We start from the raw sequence: 23,434 nt of genomic DNA, 5'->3' as shown, positions 1-23,434 counted from the left end.
TCTCCTCTTGATTCTCTTAGGTTGTAGTTGTGACCGAAGCTGCCTTGGCGCGCATCGGGCGCCGCGCGGAGGCGCCGCTGTTCGACGTCCCGCCGCTGTTCGCGGTCCCGCTAGCCGATTCCTTGTTCTCGGATGTATCGAATGAAGCCAGGAACTCGGCGTTTGTCTTGGTGTTGCGAAGCTTCTTAATAAAGTTCTCCACAAAATCGTAGGAATCGTTCATGTTCTTGCGAATCGTCCAAATCGTATCCAGCTCTTCCTTGCTTAGCAGCACTTCTTCGCGGCGCGTGCCGGAGCGGCGAATATCGATAGCCGGAAAAATGCGGCGTTCCGCGAGCTTCCGGTCAAGATGCAGCTCCATATTGCCTGTGCCCTTGAACTCTTCATAAATAATATCGTCCATCCGCGAGCCGGTATCAATGAGCGCCGTCGCGAGAATCGTCAGACTGCCGCCTTCCTCGACATTGCGCGCCGAGCCGAAAAAGCGTTTCGGCCGGTGGAACGCCGCCGGGTCGATCCCGCCGCTAAGCGTACGGCCGGAAGGAGGGACAACGAGATTATAGGCGCGCGCAAGCCGGGTAATGCTGTCCAGCAGAATGACCACGTCTTTTTTATGCTCAACGAGACGAAGCGCCCGCTGAAGCACCAGCTCCGCCACCTTGATATGATTTTCGGGAAGCTCGTCGAATGTCGAGGCGATGACTTCGCCTTTGACGGAACGCTGCATATCGGTCACTTCCTCGGGGCGTTCGTCAATCAGCAGGACAAACAGTTCAATCTCAGGGTTGTTCGAGGAGATGCTGTTGGCAATTTCCTTGAGCAGGAGCGTCTTGCCGGCTTTGGGCGGAGCGACAATCAAACCGCGCTGTCCCAGGCCAACGGGCGCGAGCAGGTCCATAATGCGGGTGGACAAATGGGTAGGCGTTGCTTCAAGCGAAAGCTTATCTTGAGGATATAACGGCGTAAGGGCCGGGAAGTGAAGACGTTCGGCCGCAGTGGCCGGATTCTCACCATTGACGGCATTGACTTGCAGCAGTCCGAAATAACGCTCGTTCTCCTTGGGCGTTCGACACTTGCCGGATACCAAATCTCCGGTACGGAGATCAAATTTACGAATTTGCGAAGCCGAAATATAAATATCCTCCGCGCTCGGCAGGTAGTTGATCGGTCTGAGAAAACCGTAGCCCTCCGGCAAAATTTCGAGCACACCCTCCATAAACATCAGACCGCTCTGCTCTGCCTGGGCACGCAGAATGGCAAAAATCAATTCTCTCTTCTTCATCTGCCCATAATAAGGAATCTGGTATTTCTTGGCCAGCTTGTATAGCTCGGTCAGCTTCATTTCTTCCAAGTCGGAAATTTGAAGATCCATATAATAACCACCTATTCAATTTATATAAGTTCAAAATGCGTGAGGTTGCACATTAAAAAAGCCAACTGTGACACAAATTTGTCAGAAAGTTAGATGACATAATGCAGAGGGTGGGTGAGCGGCAACTGGACGGGCCGGGTGCCGGTGGATAACCGCAGGGCTCGACGCTTGCGGCATATTCCTGAATCGGAAGCGAGGAATCGGTTGAACAACAGCATATCGTTGCCGGTTGTAATGCAATACTTGATTTCACTTGGATTGTTTCGGTTGTACAGCAAAAATCCTCATTAGGATAGCATTACCCAAAATGGAGGAAGATATGCAGATTTTTGCAAATCTTTTTGAAAAATCGGGGAATAAATCCTTAACGAACCGCATGACAGCCCGCCGATAAGTCATGTATCTTCACTATCGGCGAACCTCCTTGCGTTCCGCTTCAGAAATTAAAGTGCTTGAGGACTACTCTTCCTCCCGCCAAACCTCGGCCCCCAGCTCACGGAGATTGGGTACGAGATTGTCGTAACCGCGGTCGATATACTCGACCCCCGTTACTTCCGTAATGCCGTCTTCAACGGTCAGTCCGGCAATGACAAGCGCGGCGCCGGCCCTAAGGTCGGCCGCTCTGACTTTGGCCGCATTGAGTTTGTTACCCTCAATAATGGCCGATCTTCCTTCAACGCGTATCTTCGCCCCCATGCGCAGCAGCTCCGGCACATGCTTGAAGCGGTTGCTGTAGACGAAGTCGCTAAGCACGCTTACGCCCTTCGCCTGAGTCAGCATCGTGGTCATCGGCGATTGCAGATCGGTAGCGAAGCCGGGATAGACGAGCGCCTTGACATCGGCCGGTTCGTAGACCGCCTTACCGATAACCCGGATACTCTCATCGAGTTCCTCGACTTCGACGCCCATTTCCAACAGCTTGGCCGTCAGCGCCTCCAGATGCTTGGGAATTACATTGTCAATAAGTACATTGCCGCGTGTAGCAGCCGCAGCGATCATGTAGGTACCCGCCTGAATCCGGTCGGGGATAATGGAGTGTCGGCATCCGTGCATTTCCGGCACGCCTTCAATTCGTATCGTTTCGGTTCCGGCACCTTTAATAATGGCGCCCATGGAATTAAGCAAAGTGGCTACATCTATAATCTCAGGCTCTTTGGCCGCGTTTTCGATAATGGTAGAGCCTTTGGCCCGGGAAGCCGCAAGCATAATGTTAATTGTCGCGCCGACGCTGGATACGTCAAGGTAAATCTTTGCTCCGCGCAGCTCTTTGGCATAGAGGTGAATGGCACCATGTTCGTTGGTGACGGTCGCCCCCAGCGCCTCAAATCCCTTGATATGCTGATCGATTGGTCTCGGTTCGAAATTGCAGCCTCCGGGAAGTCCGATGGTCGCTTCTTTGAAGCGTCCCAGAAGCGCTCCCATCATGTAATAAGAAGCCCGAAGCTTCTTGACAGGACCGTTGGGCATAGGAATGGATATAATTTGGGAAGGATCGATTCTCATCTGGCTGTCCGACCAGACTACTTTGGCGCCAAGCTCTTGCAGAATTTCAGAATAGACGGCCACATCGCTAAGGGAGGGCAAGTTATCCAGAACAACTTCCGATTCAGCCAAAATCGCCGCAGGTATGAGCGCAATCGCACTGTTCTTTGCACCGCTGATCGTCACCATGCCTTGCAGCGGACGCCCACCGCCAATCATTAATTTTTCCATTGATTATATGGTTCCCCCTAGATGTATTGCAGCTGCTTTCGATCATAATAGCTCGTAAGACGGCGGAAAGCACAGCAGGGCTGCTGAAACGCAGCCCCGCTGCCCGCATCGTATTCATCCGAAAGGAAAAATTTCCGTATTTAAATGGAAAGACACCGGCTAAGCGGTGTGCTCTCCAAATCATGCTATTCCATTCATTATAACCGATTAAAGCTGACTAGCCCATTATACACGATTAAGCTTTGTTGTTGGAACCGAATTCGCGGATTTTTCCGATAACGGTTTGTTTGATAGCTTCGCGGCCTGGTGCGATGAATGTACGAGGGTCATAAGCGTCCGGTTTAGCTGCCAGCACTTCGCGAACAACCTTGGCGAATGCGATTTGGTTCTCGGTGTTTACGTTGATTTTGGAAGTTCCGAGGGAGATCGCTTTGTCAATGTCATGCTTCGGAATACCGGTACCGCCATGAAGAACGAGCGGAATTTTAACGGCGTCACGGACTTCTTCCATTTCCTTGAATCCAAGGTTAGGCTCGCCGAGGTAAGGTCCATGTACGGAACCAAGCGCCGGAGCCAAGGCATCAACGCCAGTTTCTTTTACGATAGCTACGCACTCTTCCAGCTTGGCGTACATAATGCCGCCAATAACGTCGTCTTCCTGTCCGCCAACCGTACCTACTTCGGCTTCTACGGAAGCGCCTTTGGAATGCGCATAGTTAACGACTTGCTTGGTCATTTCGATATTTTCTTCAATCGGATGGTGGGATCCGTCGATCATAACGGAAGTAAATCCGGCGTCGATGGCTGCTTTACATTTCTCAAAGCTGGATCCATGGTCAAGGTGAATCGTTACAGGGACCGTAATGTTCATGTCCTGAATAAGACCTTCTACCATTTTAACGACGGTGTTGAAGCCGCCCATATGACGCGCTGCGCCTTCGGATACACCAAGAATAACTGGGGATTTCTCTTCTTCTGCTGCGCCCAAAATTGCTTGGGTCCATTCAAGATTGTTAATGTTGTATTGACCAACCGCGTATTTTCCTGCAAGAGCTTTGTTCAACATGTCTGTCATCGATACCAATGGCATAATTCATCCTCCTAAAAATGGTTTCTCGCTTTTTTTAAGCCGACATCACATACAGGCCTATTATAGCACAACCTGTCTCAAATACTAAAGAGTTTAGACAAAAAAATGTCCCGGCGGGACGGAATTCGCCCAACCACTTGATGTCAAGGTGGTGTCACCATCCGGTCTTCTTTTTATTACCCCAAATCTTCCTGTTGCATACATCCGGAAAATAGTCCTGCGACTATCGATCGAGGGCCGGTAGAATGACCTCAAAAAAGGGACTCTGCTTATCGCAGAATCCCCGGCTTTAACTGTAGCGGTCCACAGAGCCTGTCCGTAAATGCATGTTGACCGCAACGCGCATTTCATCGATATCGAACGGCTTGGTGAAATGCATAAGCGCCCCAAGCTTCGTCGCTTCCTTGATCATGTCCAGCTCGCCGTACGCCGTCATCATGATAACCTTGATCTCCGTGTTGATCTCTTTAATATGCTTTCAAATTTCCAGTCCGTCCATTCCCGGGATTTTCATGTCGAGGAGAACCAAATCGGGGCAGTCGCTGCGCACAATATCCAAAGCCGCTTTTCCGTTGGCTGCCTGGAAAGTTGTGTAGCCTTCGCTATTAAAAACCTCCATAAGCAGGATCCGAATCCCGTTTTGGTCATCGACGATTAACACTTTCTTTTTCTTTTTCTCCATTCGTAACCCTCCCTGATATGTGGCAGATCCACCTTACCTCGTCCGACGGTCTTCTCAAAAATCCATACGAAGAACTATAATTCGTGCTTGACCGGGAAACTCCTGCTAACTGGTAAAAAATGCGTAATTATACGTCATAAAACAGTACAAAGGCAGGTTGCCCGGCCCAAGTAAAATTCCAGCCGCAAAATTCGGCCTGGACATTAGGGCATATTCCGGGATGGCCGATCCCGCCGCACCATAAAAAAAAGAGCCTCCCGTCAGGGAAGCTCTTCATTTTTCGGAGAATCCGATATAAAATGCCAGCCGATCCTACAATTGCTCCGCGTGAGCAAGCGAGGCTTTGACAAATTCACGGAACAGCGGCTGCGGACGGTTTGGACGGGAAGTGAATTCCGGATGGAACTGAACCGCCAGGAACCACGGATGGCCCGGAAGCTCTACGATCTCAACCAAACGGCCGTCCGGGGAAGTGCCGGAAATCAGCAGGCCTGCTTTTTCAATTTGATCGCGGTAGGAGTTGTTGAACTCGTACCGGTGACGGTGGCGCTCATACACCAGTTCATCTCCATAGCAGGACATCGCCAGGGAATTCGGCTGAAGCTTGCAGGGATAAAGTCCCAGACGCATGGTGCCCCCAAGGTCCTCGATATCCTTCTGTTCGGGAAGCAGGTCGATGACCGGGTACGGCGTCGCCGGATCGATCTCCGAGCTGTTCGCTCCCGCGAGTCCCAGGATTGATCGGCCGTATTCAATAACGGATACCTGCATACCGAGGCAAATACCGAAGAAAGGCACACCTTTCTCACGGGCATAACGGATCGCGGTAATCTTGCCTTCGATGCCCCGATCGCCGAAGCCGCCGGGCACCAGAATTCCGCCGACGCCGCGAAGCACCTCGTCCACATTCTCGTTCGTGATCTCTTCAGCGTTCACCCAGCGGATGTTGACTTCGGAATTAGCGTCGAATCCTGCGTGGGAAAGAGACTCCACCACGCTGAGGTAAGCGTCGTGCAGCGCCACATATTTGCCGACAATCGCGATCTCGACGTTGCGCTCCAGCTTGTTGATGCGGGCAAGCATAGCTTCCCACTCGCTCATATCCGGCGCCGGCGTAGTCAGCTTCAGGTGGTTGACGACGATCTCGTCAAGACCTTCGTTGCGCAGATTAAGCGGAACCTCATAGAGCGTCGAGGCGTCACGGCATTCCACAACCGCATTCGCGTCGATGTCGCAGAACAGGGCAATCTTGGCCTTCATGTCCGCGGAAAGCTCATATTCCGTACGGCAGACAATGACATTCGGCTGAATCCCGATGCTGCGGAGCTCTTTTACGCTGTGCTGGGTCGGTTTCGTCTTCACTTCGCCCGCAGCCTTAATATAAGGAATGAGGGTTACGTGGATATACATTACATTTTCACGGCCGATATCGCTCTTGATTTGACGGATGGCTTCAAGGAAAGGCAAACTCTCGATGTCGCCGACGGTGCCGCCGATCTCGGTAATGACAACGTCCGAGCCGGTCTCGCGGCCCGCGCGGAATACCCGTTCTTTGATCTCGTTCGTAATATGGGGAATGACCTGCACCGTGCCCCCCAGGTACTCGCCGCGCCTTTCCTTGCTGATCACCGAAGAATACACTTTGCCTGTCGTGACGTTGCTGTTCTTGGACAGGTTGATGTCAATGAAACGCTCGTAGTGCCCGAGGTCAAGGTCGGTCTCCGCTCCGTCATCCGTAACAAATACCTCACCGTGCTGGTAGGGACTCATCGTTCCCGGGTCCACATTAATGTACGGATCGAATTTCTGAATCGTTACCTTAAGACCCCTGTTTTTAAGCAGCCTGCCGAGCGAAGCGGCCGTAATTCCCTTGCCCAGGGAGGACACTACGCCACCCGTTACAAAAATATACTTTGTCAATGCATAACCCTCCTAAATAATATCCGTAAAATCAGGCGATGTATGATGTTATCGTAACCCGTTTCCAGAGCGGCAAAACGGAGAAAATCAAAATCGCCCAAATGTCTCGGGGAAGCCTGTCCGCCACTTTCGACTGATCGTTATCACAGCGTATTCCGGCACCAACATATATCTAAAAAACAAAAAAGTGACACCCGCAGAACCGGGGGCACTTTTTATTTTTAAAAATATAGAATTTAATTTCATCAAAAGCCCATCAAATAGTTTACTCTCTAGGCTTTATTGATGTCAAGCAAGAAATATTGGACCAAAAAACGTCTTAATATTTGTCGTCTTCTTCCTCTTCCTGGTCGTCGTCTTCGCTCTCTTCCTCGGAGTCTTCTTCGTCCAGATCCTCATCATCGAGGTCTTCATCATCCATAACGACTTCTTCGTCGACTTCATCCTCGCTGTCATCATCGGAGTACAGATCGTCACGGTCTTCGTCGATCACGTCGAAGTCATCATCATCGCCGGAATAGGAATCCTCTTCCTCGGCGAAATCTTCATCGTCCAGATCGTCGTCTTCATCATTGATGATGCGCGGACGCTTGGAGTTGCCGATCGGATCGTCGGAGCGCTCCAGCGGATACCAGCGTTTCAGACCCCACAGGTTGGTTCCGACACAGGCAAAACGCCCGTCGATATTAATTTCGGTATATAACTGGGCAATCGTATCGTTAATCTCTTCTTCGGTCATTCCGCGCAGCTTGGCCACTTCGGCCATCAGATCACGGTAATAGAACGGCGTATTGGCCGCTTTCAGAATCAGAAACGCCAGGTCCACCATCGGCATTTCTTTGATTTTTTCAGGATCCAGCTTCAAATTAAGTGGCGTACTCACTTCGGGACACTTCCTCTCACGCATTGTTCACGCTATGGCTTGATTCGGCCGTTATTTCGTTAACATTCATTGACAAACCTAAGTAAAACCTATTTGAGAACAAAATGCAAGTCAAATCGGCGCATCCCCCGGCCCCTTGTTCCGAAAGGCCAAGATCAACCGTTTCAAGCAGTTTTCCCGAAAATCCGGACAGGCAAAAGTCTGGTCAAAAACGGAATGTGCAAAGCCTTGTCTGCCAGCGGCGAAAAAACAAGAACCCGGGAAGGAACCTGCTGCCGCTTAGCTGCCTGGCGCTATGTATGAAATAAAAAGGCGGAGGAAGTTCCTCCGCACCTGACTGTATCCACGCCAAGGGTCGGCTCGGCGTTTGTTTCAAAGAGGGCCTTCCCTCTTACACTATTTTATGTATCGGCCTCCTTTTTGACACGACAGACGGCCTATTTCTGGAAAAAAAGGCAGGCTCCCACGCGGGCTTCTCCCCCTCCTCATAAAATATGGAAGCACGGCAGCAGGAGGGGATAGCCAAACAATGGACCTTCACGAATTTTGGAAATTGGTGCTTGAAGAAGCGGCTGCCGCTCCCGGGAACGCAGAACGGAGAATCGTTACTTTTCACGATCCCCGTCAGTATGCCGGGGCGCTGTCGCAGTGGAAATCCCTGAAGTCCCGCCGGCCCGGACTGCGAAGGGTCAAAGCGTCTCCGCTGATCCGGGCTTTTTTTGTGCCGGCGGCCGGAGCCGTGAAGCTGATGCAAAGATATGGGGAAGCGATTGCCGTCGAAGAAGATTTGCGTATTCAAATCCATTCACAAGCCCCTCCCGTCTCAGCGTATAAGCCTCCGCGCTCTCTGCCCTGGGGCGTCCGTGCAATTCACGCTCCCCAGGCCTGGTCGAGATCGACCGGCGTTCATATTAAAATCGGCGTCATCGACACCGGAGCCGATTTCCTCCATCCCGATCTCAAATCTTCGCTCGCCACCGGAGTCAATCTGCTGCATCGCGGCATGCTGCCGATTGACGATAACGGACACGGCACGCATATCGCCGGTACACTCGCCGCCGCAGGCGGCACACGGGGCATGATGGGGGTGGCGCCGCGCGCCCTGATTTATCCGGTCAAAGCCTTTGACCATACCGGTTCGGCGTTCGTATCCGATATCGTGCTCGCCATCGATTGGTGCGTTCAGAACCGGATCGACCTCATTAATATGAGCTTCGGAATGAAGAGCCGAAGTATAGCGCTTCACGATGTTGTCATCAAAGCTTACCGTGCGGGCATTCCGATTATTGCCTCGTCGGGCAATGACGGCAAGCGGGGAGGAGACTATCCGGCCCGCTACAGCGAGACGATCGCCGTCGGCGCCATCGACCGCAAGCGCCGCGTCGCCTCCTTCAGCAACCACGGGGCTTATATCGATGTATACGGCCCGGGGGAGAACGTTCCTTCCTGCTGGCCGAAGGACAGCTACAAGGAAATGAGCGGCACCTCCATGGCAACCTCGCATGTGACGGGAGCCGCCGCCCTGCTGCTCGCCCTGCGCCCGGGCACGACGCCCCGGGAGCTGAAGCAGATGCTGCGCCGCTCCTCAGCGCCGCTGCTGCTGCGCAAGGGCCAGCGCCGGGCAACGCTGGGCGGCGGGGCGCTGGACGCGATGCGCCTGCTGCGGTCGCGGGGGAGACGTCAGAAATGCGCAAATTCGGTGCCGCGCGTGCCGGGATGAAGCGCAGGGGCAGCAAGCAGCTTCATTTGACGGGTACTAAAAAAGCCGCCCTTTTGAGCGGCTTTTCAAGCTTGTATGCGTTTCAAAGGCGGCAGGTTCCCGCCGCATTTGGTAAAAGGCGGCTACATCCGGTCCGGCGCCGTTACGCCGACAAGGCGCAGCACGTTCGCGATGGACTGGCGAACGGAGCCGAGCAGTGCGAGCCGCGCCAGCGTCTGGGCGGCATCTTCGGTGATGACGCGTTCCGCTTTGTAATAGCTGTGGAAGAGAGCCGCCAGCTCGTACACATAGCGGATCAGGCGGTGCGGCGCGTAGCCCTCGGCGGACAGAGCCACCTCGAACGGAAGCTCGCCGACTTTGCGAAGCAGGGCGTATTCATGCTCCGCCGTCAGCTTCGAGTAGTCGATGGCGGACAGTTCGGGCAGGATTATGCCCTGCTCCTCGGCTTGACGGAATACGCTGCAAATACGCGCGTGCGCGTATTGTACATAGAACACCGGATTTTCGTTCGAGGTCGATACGGCAAGATCCATGTCGAAGTCCAGATGGGAATCCATGCTGCGCATAGTGAAGAAATAGCGGATCGCGTCGACGCCGACTTCGTCCATCAAGTCTTCCATCGTGACGGCCTTGCCGGTCCGCTTGGACATTTTCACCTTCTCGCCGTCCTGGAACAGGCTGACCATTTGGGCGATCAGCACGACCAGCTTGCCCGGATCGTTGCCCAGCGAGGCCATCGCAGCTTTCATCCGCGGAATGTAGCCGTGATGGTCGGCGCCCCAGATATTGATCATTTTGTCGTATCCGCGCGCGTATTTGTCTCTGTGGTAGGCAATGTCCGGCGTAAGATACGTGTAGGTGCCGTCATTCTTGATCAGCACGCGGTCCTTGTCGTCGCCGTACTTGGTCGTGTGCAGCCAGGTGGCCCCTTCCTGCTCGTACACTTCGCCGCGGTCCCGCAGCTCGTCGAGCGCGCGCAGCACTTCCCCGGTCTCATACAGCGAGGTTTCGCTGAACCAGATGTCAAACGGCACGCGGAAGCGCCCCAGATCGCGTTTGATTTTGTCCAGCTCTTTCTCCAGCCCGTAAGTACGGAAAAAGGCCGCCCGGTCTCCGGGGGTCATCTCCAGCAGCGATTCGCCCTTTTCGGCCACAAGCTCTTTGGCAAAGCCTTTGATGTCTTCGCCGAAATAGCCGTCCTCCGGCATCTCCGCCGGCTGGCCCAGCTCCTGCAGATACCGGGCCTCGATCGACTTGCTCAGGTTGGCGACCTGGTTCCCTGCGTCGTTGATATAGTATTCGCGGGTAACGCTGTACCCGGCAAAATCGAGCACGTTGCAAAGCGCATCCCCTACGGCTGCGCCGCGGGCATGGCCAAGGTGCAGGCTGCCCGTCGGGTTGGCGCTGACGAATTCGACTTCCACCTTCTGCCCCTCACCGGCATCGGTACGGCCGTAATCGTCCCCCTGCTCCAGGGAAAGCGCGATGACCGGATACAGATACGACTTGGACAACGTAAAGTTGATAAATCCCGGTCCGGCGATTTCCGCTTTTTCAATCGAAGCCTTGCTAAGATCCAGATGCTCCACAATCGCCTCGGCGATCTGGCGCGGATTGCGCTTGGCGATCTTGGTCAGCTGCATGGCGGCGTTGGTTGCCAGATCGCCATGGGCTTTGTCCTTCGGCACTTCCAGCACAATGACCGGAAGCTCTTCCCGCTGAACCAGACCGGTCGCGATAATCGCGTCGGCGATGGCTTCTATCACCCTTTCATTAACCAGGGCAAGCGGATTTTGACTTTGTTTCATCTTTAAGGTTCCTCCTGTATATGCAAACTGATGGCAAACTGTCCCGACGGCTCGTCGTACACATATAACTCGTATTCCCATGCTGCCGTCAGAGAACGTCCCTGCCTTGAGATGCCGAGCGTGCTTGTCTCGGTAGAAAGATTGAATTGGGTATATGGAGAACGGTAAAATCCGGGCAGGCGCCGTCCGCTTTGAAAAGACTGCTCCGACTCGACTCCGCCATGGCGGATGATGCGCAGCTCGTCCTCCAGGATCTTGATCGTTGTCCGCACGGAGACTTCAGGGCCCTGCGGTCCCTGTCCGGGCTCCTCAAAACGGATGTATAGCTGCTTCCCCTTCTGCACAGCCTCTCCACCTACGCTGAGAACGCTTGTCTCCCCATCGTATCGGCTGGCGAGCGTAATGGAAACGCCATATTTATGCGGCTGGTTGTCTGGCACCCTTGCCCCTCCATTCTTCGCTGCTGATCTTTACGCGCGGGCCGTCTCTATCCCATTGTTCTACTATAATCAGTTCACCGGGCCAATTCAATCGCTATATTAATGAACATTTCAATATGTAGAATTTTAACATAACGCTCTTTAAAATCACACTCGTCCGGACCGGCAGCATTGATCTATAGGAGATAAAAAAGGGGCCCAGCAGCCATTACAGGCGCCTAAGCCCCCCATTCAAGAGGCACTCTATGTCCAGCATCCTTACGCTATCGCGATTATGCCGCCCGCTTCCAAACATGCTCCGTACGAATAATCCTTATTTCGCATGAAAAGAGAACTTCTGCTTCCATGTGACGCCGCCGTCCTGCGTCGCATACAGCGAAGACTGCTCCGGCCCTCTGACGGCAAGCCAGCCCTCCTTGGCTCCGGCAAAAGAAATCACCCCGTCAAATCCCGGAATGCCGGGCAGGTTGGTCCACTGTCTGCCGCCCGTGTAAGAGCGGCCTACGCCGACCTGTTCTCCAGCCGGTGAATAGCCGAGCAGGAAGGCGCCGCCGCCGGCCAGCTGCATATTGCCGGGCTTGCCGGAGACCGGACCCTTCGGCAGCGGATTTCCGCCGCTACCGGGCGCCGGTCCGCCGCCCGCCGTCGACTGGGCGATGACGCGACGCCAGCTCCCGCCGCCGTCCGGGCTGGCGTACAAGGAATAGGACGTCTGGGACATGCCGGTTCCCCCGTACAGCACCGCCCATACCTGGCTGCCCTTAGCGTAAATATCGCCGAATTCCGGATAGGAGAACGCTGATTTCAGCTGAAGCGACCAGCTCTTGCCTCCATCGGACGTCCTTCTGATCCGGTAGCCCTCGCCCGGAGCGACCGTTACCACCCAGCCGCTGCTGCGGCTAGTAAAGACAGCGCCGCGGGTATTGGCGGGCGTTGGAATTTTGCTCCAGCTCCCCCCGCCATCAGCGGTGTAATAGGCAAAGGCCCGGTCATAGGCAAATCCGTGCTGCCGATCTAAAAAATCGATTTTTGTAAACGTAACCGGACCATTTGACAGCCGCTTCCAGTGTGACCCTCCGTCCGTCGTCCGGATCAAATATCCGGATTGTCCATCCTGTACGGACGCCAGCGCCCAGCCGTAGACGTTGTCGGGAAAATCGATTTTCCGGAAAGACCACTGGCCTTCATAAATCGTCTGGAACGTGCAGCCGCCGTCCGACGTCCCGATCATGAAGCCGTTCCCGGCCCCGCGGCCGGTTTTTGCGCCCAAAAACTGAATATCGGAAAAGGCCAGCGGCGATTCATCCGCTTTTGCATGCTTTTGTTGAAGCTCCTGAAGCAGTCCGTGATCCCCGGTGCCGCAGACAGGCGCCTGCGCCGCCCCTGCCCGAGGTATATCCGCGCTCCAGCCGGTCAAGGCCAGCAGAACCGCTGAAAACAGCAACAGCGCGTTATTTCGTAATTTTTTTGTCCATATCATGTTAGCACCTCCCATTATCTATTACCCGGCTGTCACCAAGGCCATGCGCGGATTCCCCCTCCTTTAATGAATATCCAACCTATTCCTTCCCCATAATGAGTAGAAGAATCCATTTTTGTGCAAAGGAGTATGGTATCATGCCGTTTGAATCCCCGGATAAGCCTGTACGGAAAAAAAGCCGCTGGCGCATGGCCCTACGGCTGCTGGCCGGCACCGCGGTTCTGCTCTTTCTCACCGCCGGAGCGCTGCTCGGTTATATATACAAGAAGGATCTCCCGCCGATTCCGGACGATGCCCGCTCCAGGCTGCTGGACTCCCGGGGAAATGTCCTGGCCGTCTTCTCGCAAGATGGGCGCAGCCATGATCCGGTCGGGCTTAAAGAGATCTCCCCTTTTCTGATTCAGGCGACGCTGGCGGTCGAGGACCGCAAATTCTATGAGCATACCGGATTCAATTTCAAAAGCATGGGCCGGGCGGTACTCGTCAATCTGGAGAACAGAAGCCGCTCCCAGGGCGCCAGCACGCTGACGCAGCAGCTTGCCCGCAATCTGTATCTTTCTCATGAAAAGACGTGGACCCGCAAAGCGAAAGAAGCGTTCTATACGCTGCAGCTGGAGATGAAGTACAGCAAGGATGATATTCTGCGCATGTACCTTAACGAAATCTACTACGGCCACGGCGCTTACGGCGTAGAGGCGGCCTCCCGGATGTATTTCGGGAAGTCCGCCGCTTCGCTCGACCTTGCGGAAAGCGCGCTTCTGGCCGGCATTCCGAAGGGGCCAACGTACTATTCCCCGTACAATCACCCGGAGAACGCCAAGAAACGCCAGAAAATCATCCTGTCCTCCATGGTCCAGACGGGTGAAATTACGCAGGCGGAGGCCGAGCGGGCGACTGCGGAGACGCTGAATATCAAGCCGCGGGAACAGCAGACGGTTTCGCAGTCCGCTCCCTACTTCCGCGACTATGTCGGCGCTTCGGCCGCCAAGCTGCTCGGCATCAGCCCAAGCGAGCTGGAGTTGGAAGGGCTGAGCGTGTACACGACGCTTGATCCCGACATGCAGAGGGCGGCCGAAGAAGCGGTCGAGCAAGGGATGGCGGGAGCGGGGGATCTGGAGACGGCGCTTGTCTCCCTTGATCCCCGAACCGGATATATCAAGGCCATGGTCGGAGGCGTCAATTACCGGGCTAACCAGTTCAATCATACGCTCGCGAAGACCCGCCAGCCCGGCTCCTCCTTCAAGCCGATTATGTATTTAACCGCGCTGTCTGAGAAGAAAATGACGGGGCTTACCGTCTTCAACAGCCAGCCGACCCTGTTTCATTACGACAACAACCGCAAGACGTACCAGCCCCGGAATTTCGGCGATAAATACCTCGGCGAGATCAATATGCGGCAGGCGATCGCGGCCTCGGACAATATTTACGCCGTCAATACCATCATGAAGGTGGGGCCGGAGAAGGTCATCGAAATGGCCCGCAAGATGGGCATCGTCAGCCCGCTGTCAGACGTGCCCTCGCTTGCGCTTGGCGCTTCGCCGGTCAGCCCGCTGGAAATGGCCGGAGCTTTCTCGGTTATTGCAAGCGGGGGCGACAAGATGCCGGTGACGGCCATCCTGAAGATAACGGACGCCAAGGGGGACATCCTGTATGAAGCGCCCCGGGCGGAAGGAGAAAGCGTCGTCCCCCCGGCAGCCGCCTATGTGCTGACCCGGCTGATGGAAGGGGTGTTCGAGACGGGAGGAACAGGTAACCGAGTAGCTTCGCAGATCAAGCGGCCCGTCGCCGGCAAGACCGGAACAACGGATACCGATGCCTGGATGGTCGGCTTTACGCCGGAGCTGGCTACCGCCGTCTGGGTTGGCTATGACAAAGGACGCGATATTACGACCACCGAAGGGAGACGGGCGGCACCGATTTTTGCTCAGTACACCGAAAAGGCACTAGAGAATGTGCCGCCGAAGATTTTTCCGATCCCTGACGGCGTCGTCAGCGTCTACATCAACCCCGAATCCGGCAAGCTGGCCACCGCGGCCTGCCCCGACAAGGTACTGGAAACCTTTATCAGCGGTACCGAGCCGACCGCCTACTGCGATTTGCACGGAAGCGGCAAGCAGGGTCCGCCGGGAAATGACACCGGAAAAGGCGTGGCCGGAGAGGACGGCTCCTGGTGGAGCGATATCAAGCGCTGGTGGCTCAATTAGCTCCCGCGCCTTGCGCGGCAGGTGAAGGTCCGGTACGATAGGACCCATCAAGCCTAGCCGAAAGAACGGCTTCCACCTGTTTAGATAAGAGAGGTGACCTCTATACGTGGTACCTATGGACCCCTATGACTGCCGCAAGCCGGAAGGACGGTCCCTGTCCTCCCTCTTTGCCCTGCCCGCGCTTCATGCGGCGCCGCTGCTGCTCGGCCAGCATCTCGTCCGCCTCACGGAGGACGGGGAGATCCGCTGCCGGATTGTGGAGACCGAGAGTTACGGCGGAGCGGAAGACAAAGGCAGCCACGCCTATGGCGGAAGGCGGACGGACCGCACCGATGCCATGTTCCGTGCCGGAGGAACCGCTTATGTGTATCTGATCTACGGCATGCATCACTGCTTCAATATCGTGACAGCGGAGGAGAACAATCCCCACGCAGTGCTGGTTCGTGCGGTGGAGCCGCTGTCTCCCCGGGATGCGCGGCATATGGCCGCTAACCGGGGAACCGCCATCCGGAGGCCGTCCGACCTGTCCGGCGGACCCGGCAAACTCTGCAGGGCGCTGCGCATCGACCGAAGCCTGAACGGGCTTCGTCTCGATCAGCCCGGCGGCCCGCTCCGGCTGGAAAGCGGCGACGATCCGCGCCGTCTTCCGATTGTCCGGGCTCCGCGCATTAACATCGCCTACGCGGAGGAATATGCGGCTCTTCCCTGGCGCTTCTATATCCGGGATAACCCGTATGTCTCGGTGCATGACAGCAAGGCCGAGCCTTTCGTCTGGCCAATAGAGAGCAACTAAGACGTATCCCGATACCGAGATCGACTATTCCGGCGACCAGCTGGCATTACCTGACGCTCGGAGATGAGCTTTCCTTCGAAATGGACCTTCTGCCCCTTTGGTGCGGAAGGTCTATTTTACGTACATGCTTTCCCCTTATCTTAAAATACATTTACTGTTATAATAATTAAATACAACCAAATCTGAAGATATAAATGAGGGACATGGGATGAAGGATACCGGCATGATCCGAAGTTTAGACAATCTTGGACGCATTGTGGTTCCCGTAGAAATCCGTATGACGCGAAATATCGACATAGGGGATCCTATCGAGTTTTTCATTTTGGACGATCACATTATTGTATTGCGGAAATATACTTCGACGGAATGCACCTTCTGCAGGAGTCTGGACAATGTCACCTATTTCAAGGATCAATTCATTTGCAACCGGTGCCTTCAGGAGCTGGCGAACCCCGGCCTGGAGGATCGCGAACCTGAGCCGGAGAAGGAACAGCTTGAACCCACTTTCGAACGTATCGCAGGCAAAAAGAAGACGAAATCGGAAGAGCTCCGCGACCGCCTGGAGCAAACGATGCAGGAGCATCCGGCCGCCAATCAGAAGGAGCTTGCCCTGATGCTGGGCATCAGTCAGGCAAGAGTCAGTCAGCTTAAGCGAAAGTTCGGCAACGGCCGGTAGAAACGGCAGTCTCTCTGCCCTATATATAAAAGGCTTCGCCTCCTTATATTCTAAGGAAAGGCGAAGCCTTTTTTGAGTGTGGCATCGTTATTCTGTCCCGTCAAAGGTCCAGCTTGGCGCCAAGATACTTCAGCCTTCGAGAGCTTGCTTCAGTTCTTCGGGTGAAGCGTTCCACCAATCCTCGTTATGCGAGATGAGCAGCGATTTCAGCGCCGCTTTCTCCCGCGCGCCGAGCCCCTCGGTAATCACCCGCCGCTTAAGCGCATAATCCAGCTTGTTCACATGATCGGCAAGGATCTTCCAGCCGCGCTTCGCCTCGCTGTCGATCCACATCTCGCACGCGGTCAGCCCCGCGTAATGCCGGCCCTCCGGTGTGTGTTCAACGGCTACCCATACGACCCATACCTGTCTGCCATTCGGCACATCCTCGCGGTCCACGGAGAACTTGATCCCCTTCTCCACCTTGCTCTTGGCGTGCATGGCGCCAACGTCGATAACCGCTTCGTCACCATCGATGATTACGGGCGACACGTTGTTCAGATTGATCGAGCCCGCTCCGAATCCTTTATGCTTGCTTTTGGCGTTCACAATATTCAAAGCAATCTGCTTCTTGCCATCCGGCTGCTTGTTGTCCATGCCGCACTTCCTTCCCTGGTGTAATCATCTTGAATAATTTAATTTTAGCTAATAATACGGCGAATGCCAACATATACATCCCGTAGAAGCTTGTCAACGGGAGGAATTACAGTATGAAGCGACGATTCCGTACGACTTATCTCTTCGCCGCCCTGACCGCCCTCTGTCTGCTGGGCGGAGGAATATGGGCGCTATCCGGATCTTCCCCGGTCTCCCGCTATGCCGCCGCTCCGGAAACGGCCAAGTCCCCGGCCAGTCCCCGCCAGGAACAGGCAGGCAAACCCGCTATGCCCGTTCCTCCGGCCGCCAGCTCCGCCCCGGCTCTCAGCCGGAGAGTGGCAGAGTACCACATCAGCGTGCAGCTCGATCCGGGCACAAGCACCCTGACCGCCGCCGAGACGGTAACGTGGACCCATCCCGGCAAGAACCCGGTGAGCGATCTGTACTTCCACCTGTACCCGAATGCCTTTGCATCAGACAGCACCACCTTCATGAAAGAATCCGGCGGCAAGCTGCGCAGCGACAGCATGCCCCAGGACGGATTTGGATCGATAACGCTGACCGATGTGCGAACGACCGACGGCGTCTCCCTGATGCACCGGATGCAGTACGTCCAGCCTGACGACGGCAACCCGGATGACAAGACGCTGATCAAGATCCATCTGCCGCAGCCGGTGAACGGCGGAGAAAGCGTTACGGTCAAGCTGCGGTATGAAGTGCGTTTGCCGAAAATATTTGCCCGCATGGGGGAATCCGGAGATTTTATCATGGCAGGGCAGTGGTTTCCGAAGCTGAGTGTCTATGAGCCCGCAGAGGCGCGTGGCAGGGGGGAAGAAGGCTGGAATTTGCACCAGTACCACGGCACCTCCGAATTTTACAGCGATTTCGGGATATACAGCGTGGCCATTTCCGTTCCCGCGAATTATACCGTGGGAGCAACCGGATTTCCCGTTAAGAGCCCCAGAATAGCAGGGGGACGAAAAATATACCAATTTTACGCCGATGACGTTCATGATTTCGCCTGGGCCGCTTCTCCCGATTTTGTCTATGCGGAAAAAGCCTACTCCTCAGCGAATGTGCCCGGCGTGCGGATCAAGCTGTATTTGGACCCTCTGCATAAAAATCTGGCCGAGCGCTATTTCCAGGCCGCCGAGGCCGCGCTCAACGCTTTCAGCAAATGGTACGGCCCCTATCCGTACACCACGCTGTCCATCGTCGTTCCTCCCAAGGCGGGAAACGGAGCGGGAGGCATGGAGTACCCCACCTTGATCACCGCCTTCGGTGCGGAGAGCGGCTCTGCCGATACTTCGCTGGAACGGACGGTGATTCATGAAATCGGGCACCAGTTCTTCTATGGAATGGTGGCCAGCAACGAGTTCGAGGAAGCCTGGCTGGACGAGAGCTTCACCTCCTACGCCGAGGACAGACTGATGCAGAAGGAATACGGAATCGCTCCCAACCTTCCTCTCCAGGCCAACCTCGTCACGAAGCCGATGCCGCTAACTCTAGATACCTGGAAATACGGCAATGCGAACGTCTACACCCAGAACGTCTATATCCGGGGCAAGCTGGTGCTCAAAGATATCGAACAGCAGGTCGGCGCCAAGGCAATGGATACGATTATGTCCTCTTATGCCCGAAAATATCGTTTCCATCATCCAGGCACCGCCGATTTCCAAAAAATCGTGGAGAAGGTGACTAAAAAATCGTGGCAGGATTACTTCGACCGTTACGTATATGGCGGCGGCGCACCCGATTTCACCGTGGAAGACATCACCGTCAGCAAAAGCAAAAAAGGCGGCTACGAGTCGCTGACGACCGTCGCCAATAAAGGCAGCCTGTATACCGGCGTGAGCATAAAATTCACCTTTGCTAACGGCAGCACGCTGCACAAGATCTGGGACGGCGAGGGAGGAAAAGCCTCGTTCCGGCTCTCCTCCGCGGCTCCCCTCGTTTCGGCCGAGGTGGACCCGGGTCACGAAGTCCTGCTGGAGAACAAGCATATCAACAACTTCAGAAAAGCGGCTCTCCCCGCCGCCGCCGTATCCCGCTGGACGCTAAGCCTGACAAACGCAATCGAAACTGTGCTCGGAATTTTCGTCTGGTGAGGTGAAATGAAATGAGATCTTATATAACCCGCGGCTGGGGCAGCGTCAAGGAACAGCTGTATATTCTGATTCTGCTGTTTATCTACCGGCTGCTCTGGGGCTATTTTCTGTACCGCTTCGTAAGGTCCGCCGTCGTTCCCGCGCTTCTGCGGTATCCTTCCGAGAATGCCGGCGGCAGCGCGATAGGCAGGCTGCTGTATTATATCGACGCCCAATTCAGCCTGTCTTCCGAGCCCGACGTACGACGCTGGCTGTGGACGCTGCTTGTTCTGGCGGGCGTGCGCCTGCTGGCGACGCCGTTCATACGAGCCGGACTCCTGCATGAGCTGCATCAGGAGAGCAGGGGCGAGCGCGGGCTGTTCTTTTTTCCCGGTATGAAAAAATACGGGCTGCCCGTCCTGCTCTTCAGCGCCGCTGAATGGGCCTTGTCCCTGCTTCCCCTATACTGGCTTCTCCCCGAGGGGCGCAGACTCATCCTGTCCTCCTACTGGGAGCCGGGGCTGCTCCTGAAGCTGCTGCCGTTTATTCTCGGATGGCTGCTCTACGCGTTTATCATTCGCCAGATTCTGCTGTATATGCAGTTCGGTTATACCACTGGTGCCGGACTATTCGCTTCTCTGCTGACCGCCCTGCAATGCTTTCTTCCTGCCGCGGCACTGCGGATTCTGTTCGGACTTGCGGGACTGTCGATCTTCCTTATATGCGCGGTGACGGGGCTCCTGTGTCCCGGACTGCCCGCTTTCCTCATCAGGCAGCTTGCGCCTCTCCCTTCCACTTTATTCGATTTGTGGGGGCTTGCGGCGCAGTATCATCTATGGCGCGGCAGAACGAAGGCTTCCTAAACTTAATATACCGAAGCAAGCAAAAAGAGTTCAAATTCCGTGACAGGAATCTGAACTCTTTTTTATTTTGATATTTTCCAACATTTCGTCCTCTGAAATAAATTTGCCAAACCCTGAATCCTCTGCTACAATGAGCCATGTGCCAAGGTAACAAGTTTGTAATTATTTAAAACTATTTTGTTATTTTGTCGTATGATGATAAATCAAGTCGATTGTTCTGGTGCATAACTAGGCCAAATTCCCGGGCACCGGGGAGCGGGGGAACCATTTTTTTGGGTGAATTGATCTTGTAACTAGAGAGGTCATAGGGAACCTTCAAACCGAATCCTTAAGCTAACCACGCAGGCATTGGAAGGAGAACATAAGCTTTGAAAGGTCAACATATCAAGAAAAAACTCGCAGCCGCAGCGCTGGGCCTTGTGATGGCTTTCACTCTAGGGTCGGGAAGCGCTTTCGCAGATTCGAAAATGGACACAGTTATAGCAAAAACATTGGGAACCTCATATAAAACCGGTGGAATGAGCACAGCCGGTTTCGATTGCTCCGGATTTACCAAATACGTATTCACCAAATTAGGACTTAACCTTCCTCGTACATCCAAAGCGCAATTCAAAGTAGGAACCTCCGTATCGCGCAGCAAGCTACGCTCTGGAGATCTGGTATTCTTCAATACGGTCGGCAGCGGCGTTTCCCATGTCGGCATTTATGTCGGCAACGGCAAATTCGCGAACTCCTCTTCTTCGCGCGGCGTAACCATCAGCTCGCTCAGCCAATCCTACTGGGCCAACCGCTATGTCGGCGCCAAACGTGTCATGAACACCAAAGCCTACCAGGCGGTGGCTTACGATTGATTCATCCTGCCCGGAATATGATCCAGATCATCCGTTCCGGGTTTTTCCCTTTTTTCTGTATATAGTTAAGCTACACTTCATTCGGCGGCTTGAAACAGATTTTGCAAAAATCGGCGCTGAAAATTTTTTTTAGCATAAAAACGCGGTTTTTATCCGGGTTATTTAAGCGAATTCATAAATGTAAGCGCTACAAAATCGAATTTTGCTATGTTAAAAGTGATTGCCATCCAATAAAAGGTTTGTTACAATAAGCGCAATGAGTTTATAGTAACATTTTTGTAATGAATATTAACGTTTTGACGATAAATTTGTCATGATTTACAGGACATAATCCGAACACTATATCGTATGTGCCGAGTTCCCTAACCATTAGGGAAGCGGGGGAACCATCTTTGGGTGAATTGACCTCCTATTCATTGAGGGGTCATAGGGGACCTTCTACCGAATCCTTAAGCTAACCTCGCAGGCATTTGGAAGGAGTTTAATCTTTTGAAGAAGAAGTTGGCAGCAGCATTCATCAGCTTTTCCATCGTTCTCACACTCGGAGCAGGCAGCGCCTTTGCAGATTCCAAAATGGATAAAGTGATTGACGGCGCCATTGGAACCAAGTATGTATCCGGCGGCACGAGCACAAGCGGGTTCGATTGCTCCGGATTTACCATGTATGTATTCAATAAGATTGGCATTGATCTGCCGCACCAGTCGGGCTCCCAATTCAGAATGGGAGATGCGGTATCCCGCAGCGAACTGAGAGCAGGCGATCTTGTATTCTTTAACACCACCGGTAAAGGTGTCTCCCATGTCGGCATTTACGTCGGCTCCGGTAAATTCGCCCATGCTTCGTCTTCGAAGGGCGTTACCATTACCTCCCTGAACGACAGCTATTATGTCAATCGTTTTGTTGGCGCCAAACGGGTTATGGCCTCCAGTGCCTATCAAACCGCAGCCGTTGATTCCGTAGATAATGATGATGTACAGTAAGATTGACCGTAGAACCCCTTTCGGGCTTTAGCCCCGGGAAGGGGTTTTTGTTTTTTATAAGAACCATTAAAGCTGTTACTTGTATAATACCCCCTCCTGGATTCGTCAAACACACCATTTCCCCTCGGCCATAACTTCCTGAAATCACCTGCGCTCCCATGCTCTCTTTCCGGACTGCAAAGTTTTTGCGTCGAAATCGCCTTTTTTTGTATATAATTTAATATATAGGTTTCCCTTACCGGGGAGAGGAGGTCGCTGAATCAATGATTAGCTCCAACGTCATCTTCCATGTCGGGCCCATGACATCTGCGCATGCCAGAGACATCTGCGGTTGGCATTACAAGGCGCCCTACAATATTTACGGCTGGCTGTCCTGGGATCAAATGGAGGCGCTCGGCATTGAGTTCGGGGACCCGCGGATTCGGAGGGAGCAGTATGTCTCGGTCTTGAACGAAGAGAATGAACTCTGCGGCTTCGCCCAGCTCTTTCCGATGGAAGGCACGGTGCGTCTTGGCATCGGCATGCGTCCCGATTTGTGCGGGCAAGGGCTCGGGCATTTGTTTGTCGGAGCGATTGTAAAGGAGGCGCTGAAGCGCTATCCCAGCCGGGAAATCGATCTTGAAGTTCTGACCTGGAATCAAAGAGCCATCCGGGCCTACCGCAAAAGCGGCTTTACGATCACCGACACTTATGAACGCCGGACGCCAAGCGGTGAAAAACCTTTTTACTGTATGGTCTATGATAAGTCCTTCCTTGAAAGCTAAGCCCCGCCGCCCATCGTTCAATTTTTTGACACAAACCCTATGATAACGCTTTATCATCCGTTATAATTAGAGAAGCAGCTTACACAGGGGAGGACGATTGGGGATGCAAAAGTGGATCATGAGCGGATTATTTTTCGCTGCCTGCGCCTTTGCGGTTATCCTGATGTTCACACTGCCCGGAAAAGAGCAGGTCGCCGAGCAGAACAATGAGGCCATTCCAAGCGTTACAGCCGATCCCGCCAAAGCCGAAGCGACCGTAAAAGCGAACTGCATCACCTGCCACGGCGATCAGCTTCAGGGCGGAGTCGGACCGAATCTGCAAAAGGTAGGCGGCGAGAAAACGGCCGAGCAGATTTACAGCATCGTGACCAAAGGACGGGGACAAATGCCATCCTTCAAGGATAAGCTGGCCCCCGAGGAGATTGCCCACGTCGCCATGTGGCTGTCCGAAAAAAAATAAGCGCCGAAACA

General features: G+C 54.2%; 19 protein-coding genes, 1 pseudogene and 2 riboswitches. Of the genes and pseudogenes, 10 read left to right on the top strand and 10 right to left on the bottom strand.

From position 1 onward, the window contains the following. Nucleotides 1-16: 16 nt before the first annotated feature. From rho to rpoE, 6 genes and pseudogenes are all read right to left on the bottom strand, one after another. Complete coding sequence (rho, locus tag PSAB_RS00575) at nt 17-1,372, bottom strand: transcription termination factor Rho (RefSeq protein ID WP_025332659.1); 1,356 nt, start codon at nt 1,370-1,372, stop codon at nt 17-19. A 459-nt stretch (nt 1,373-1,831) separates the two neighbouring features. After that, a complete protein-coding gene (locus PSAB_RS00570) occupies nt 1,832-3,085 on the bottom strand; it encodes a UDP-N-acetylglucosamine 1-carboxyvinyltransferase (protein WP_025332658.1) in 1,254 nt (417 codons plus the stop codon). 235 nt (nt 3,086-3,320) lie between these two features. Further along, nucleotides 3,321-4,175 (bottom strand): class II fructose-1,6-bisphosphate aldolase, encoded by an 855-nt coding sequence (fba, locus tag PSAB_RS00565; protein ID WP_025332657.1) that lies wholly within the window; start codon nt 4,173-4,175, stop codon nt 3,321-3,323. Nucleotides 4,176-4,464: 289 nt separating this feature from the next. Beyond that, nucleotides 4,465-4,857, bottom strand: a pseudogene (locus tag PSAB_RS00560) (response regulator). Between the two features lie 312 nt (nt 4,858-5,169). Beyond that, nucleotides 5,170-6,777 (bottom strand): CTP synthase, encoded by a 1,608-nt coding sequence (locus PSAB_RS00555; RefSeq protein WP_025332656.1) that lies wholly within the window; start codon nt 6,775-6,777, stop codon nt 5,170-5,172. Nucleotides 6,778-7,096: 319 nt separating this feature from the next. Next, nucleotides 7,097-7,660 carry a DNA-directed RNA polymerase subunit delta gene (rpoE, locus tag PSAB_RS00550; protein WP_025332655.1) on the bottom strand — a complete coding sequence of 188 codons (564 nt, stop codon included), beginning with the start codon at nt 7,658-7,660 and terminating at the stop codon, nt 7,097-7,099. A gap of 529 nt (nt 7,661-8,189) precedes the next feature. Between rpoE and PSAB_RS00545 the strand changes: the two genes are divergently transcribed. After that, nucleotides 8,190-9,380 carry a S8 family peptidase gene (locus tag PSAB_RS00545; protein ID WP_025332654.1) on the top strand — a complete coding sequence of 397 codons (1,191 nt, stop codon included), beginning with the start codon at nt 8,190-8,192 and terminating at the stop codon, nt 9,378-9,380. Between the two features lie 122 nt (nt 9,381-9,502). Here the strand turns inward: PSAB_RS00545 and argS are convergent, their stop codons facing one another. The 3 genes from argS to PSAB_RS00530 form a co-directional block, all read right to left on the bottom strand. Continuing rightward, nucleotides 9,503-11,188: an arginine--tRNA ligase gene (argS, locus tag PSAB_RS00540; protein WP_025332653.1), complete on the bottom strand. Its 1,686-nt coding sequence runs from the start codon at nt 11,186-11,188 to the stop codon at nt 9,503-9,505. Nucleotides 11,189-11,190: 2 nt separating this feature from the next. Beyond that, entirely contained in the window at nt 11,191-11,628 is a 438-nt protein-coding gene (locus PSAB_RS00535) for a YwiB family protein (protein ID WP_025332652.1), read from the bottom strand. A gap of 313 nt (nt 11,629-11,941) precedes the next feature. Next, nucleotides 11,942-13,108, bottom strand: coding sequence for a WD40/YVTN/BNR-like repeat-containing protein (locus PSAB_RS00530; RefSeq protein ID WP_025332651.1), 1,167 nt, complete (start codon nt 13,106-13,108; stop codon nt 11,942-11,944). Between the two features lie 137 nt (nt 13,109-13,245). On the opposite strand from PSAB_RS00530, the gene PSAB_RS00525 reads away from it, so the two are divergent. The 3 genes from PSAB_RS00525 to PSAB_RS00515 all read left to right on the top strand — a co-directional run bounded on the left by PSAB_RS00525 (nt 13,246) and on the right by PSAB_RS00515 (nt 16,781). Next, entirely contained in the window at nt 13,246-15,312 is a 2,067-nt protein-coding gene (locus PSAB_RS00525) for a transglycosylase domain-containing protein (RefSeq protein ID WP_025332650.1), read from the top strand. Between the two features lie 115 nt (nt 15,313-15,427). Next, entirely contained in the window at nt 15,428-16,105 is a 678-nt protein-coding gene (locus PSAB_RS00520; RefSeq protein ID WP_025332649.1) for a DNA-3-methyladenine glycosylase, read from the top strand. A gap of 208 nt (nt 16,106-16,313) precedes the next feature. Then, nucleotides 16,314-16,781 carry an AbrB/MazE/SpoVT family DNA-binding domain-containing protein gene (locus PSAB_RS00515; RefSeq protein ID WP_025332648.1) on the top strand — a complete coding sequence of 156 codons (468 nt, stop codon included), beginning with the start codon at nt 16,314-16,316 and terminating at the stop codon, nt 16,779-16,781. A gap of 129 nt (nt 16,782-16,910) precedes the next feature. Here PSAB_RS00515 and PSAB_RS00510 read toward each other — a convergent pair whose 3' ends face one another. Continuing rightward, nucleotides 16,911-17,417 carry a YwhD family protein gene (locus tag PSAB_RS00510; RefSeq protein ID WP_025332647.1) on the bottom strand — a complete coding sequence of 169 codons (507 nt, stop codon included), beginning with the start codon at nt 17,415-17,417 and terminating at the stop codon, nt 16,911-16,913. Between the two features lie 113 nt (nt 17,418-17,530). On the opposite strand from PSAB_RS00510, the gene PSAB_RS00505 reads away from it, so the two are divergent. The 6 genes from PSAB_RS00505 to PSAB_RS00480 all read left to right on the top strand — a co-directional run bounded on the left by PSAB_RS00505 (nt 17,531) and on the right by PSAB_RS00480 (nt 23,423). Continuing rightward, a complete protein-coding gene (locus PSAB_RS00505) occupies nt 17,531-19,525 on the top strand; it encodes a M1 family metallopeptidase (protein WP_025332646.1) in 1,995 nt (664 codons plus the stop codon). An 11-nt stretch (nt 19,526-19,536) separates the two neighbouring features. After that, nucleotides 19,537-20,367, top strand: a complete 831-nt coding sequence (locus PSAB_RS00500; protein WP_025332645.1) for a hypothetical protein — start codon at nt 19,537-19,539, stop codon at nt 20,365-20,367. Between the two features lie 221 nt (nt 20,368-20,588). Next, nucleotides 20,589-20,730: riboswitch (cyclic di-AMP (ydaO/yuaA leader) on the top strand. Nucleotides 20,731-20,750: 20 nt separating this feature from the next. Continuing rightward, nucleotides 20,751-21,218: a C40 family peptidase gene (locus tag PSAB_RS00495; RefSeq protein WP_025332644.1), complete on the top strand. Its 468-nt coding sequence runs from the start codon at nt 20,751-20,753 to the stop codon at nt 21,216-21,218. Nucleotides 21,219-21,559: 341 nt separating this feature from the next. Continuing rightward, nucleotides 21,560-21,702, top strand: a riboswitch (cyclic di-AMP (ydaO/yuaA leader). Between the two features lie 5 nt (nt 21,703-21,707). Next, the gene (locus tag PSAB_RS00490) at nt 21,708-22,199 is read left to right on the top strand and encodes a C40 family peptidase (protein ID WP_025332643.1); all 492 of its coding nucleotides are present in this window, start codon (nt 21,708-21,710) and stop codon (nt 22,197-22,199) included. A 263-nt stretch (nt 22,200-22,462) separates the two neighbouring features. Beyond that, on the top strand, nt 22,463-22,963 hold the full coding sequence (locus PSAB_RS00485; RefSeq protein WP_025332642.1) for a GNAT family N-acetyltransferase: 501 nt from the start codon (nt 22,463-22,465) through the stop codon (nt 22,961-22,963). A gap of 103 nt (nt 22,964-23,066) precedes the next feature. Further along, on the top strand, nt 23,067-23,423 hold the full coding sequence (locus tag PSAB_RS00480) for a c-type cytochrome (RefSeq protein WP_025332641.1): 357 nt from the start codon (nt 23,067-23,069) through the stop codon (nt 23,421-23,423). Nucleotides 23,424-23,434 lie beyond the last annotated feature (11 nt).

This window comes from Paenibacillus sabinae T27 (genome assembly GCF_000612505.1).
In the GTDB taxonomy this organism is placed as follows: Bacteria; Bacillota; Bacilli; order Paenibacillales; family Paenibacillaceae; genus Paenibacillus_AQ; species Paenibacillus_AQ sabinae.
This window is presented reverse-complemented; position numbering and strand designations above follow the sequence as displayed.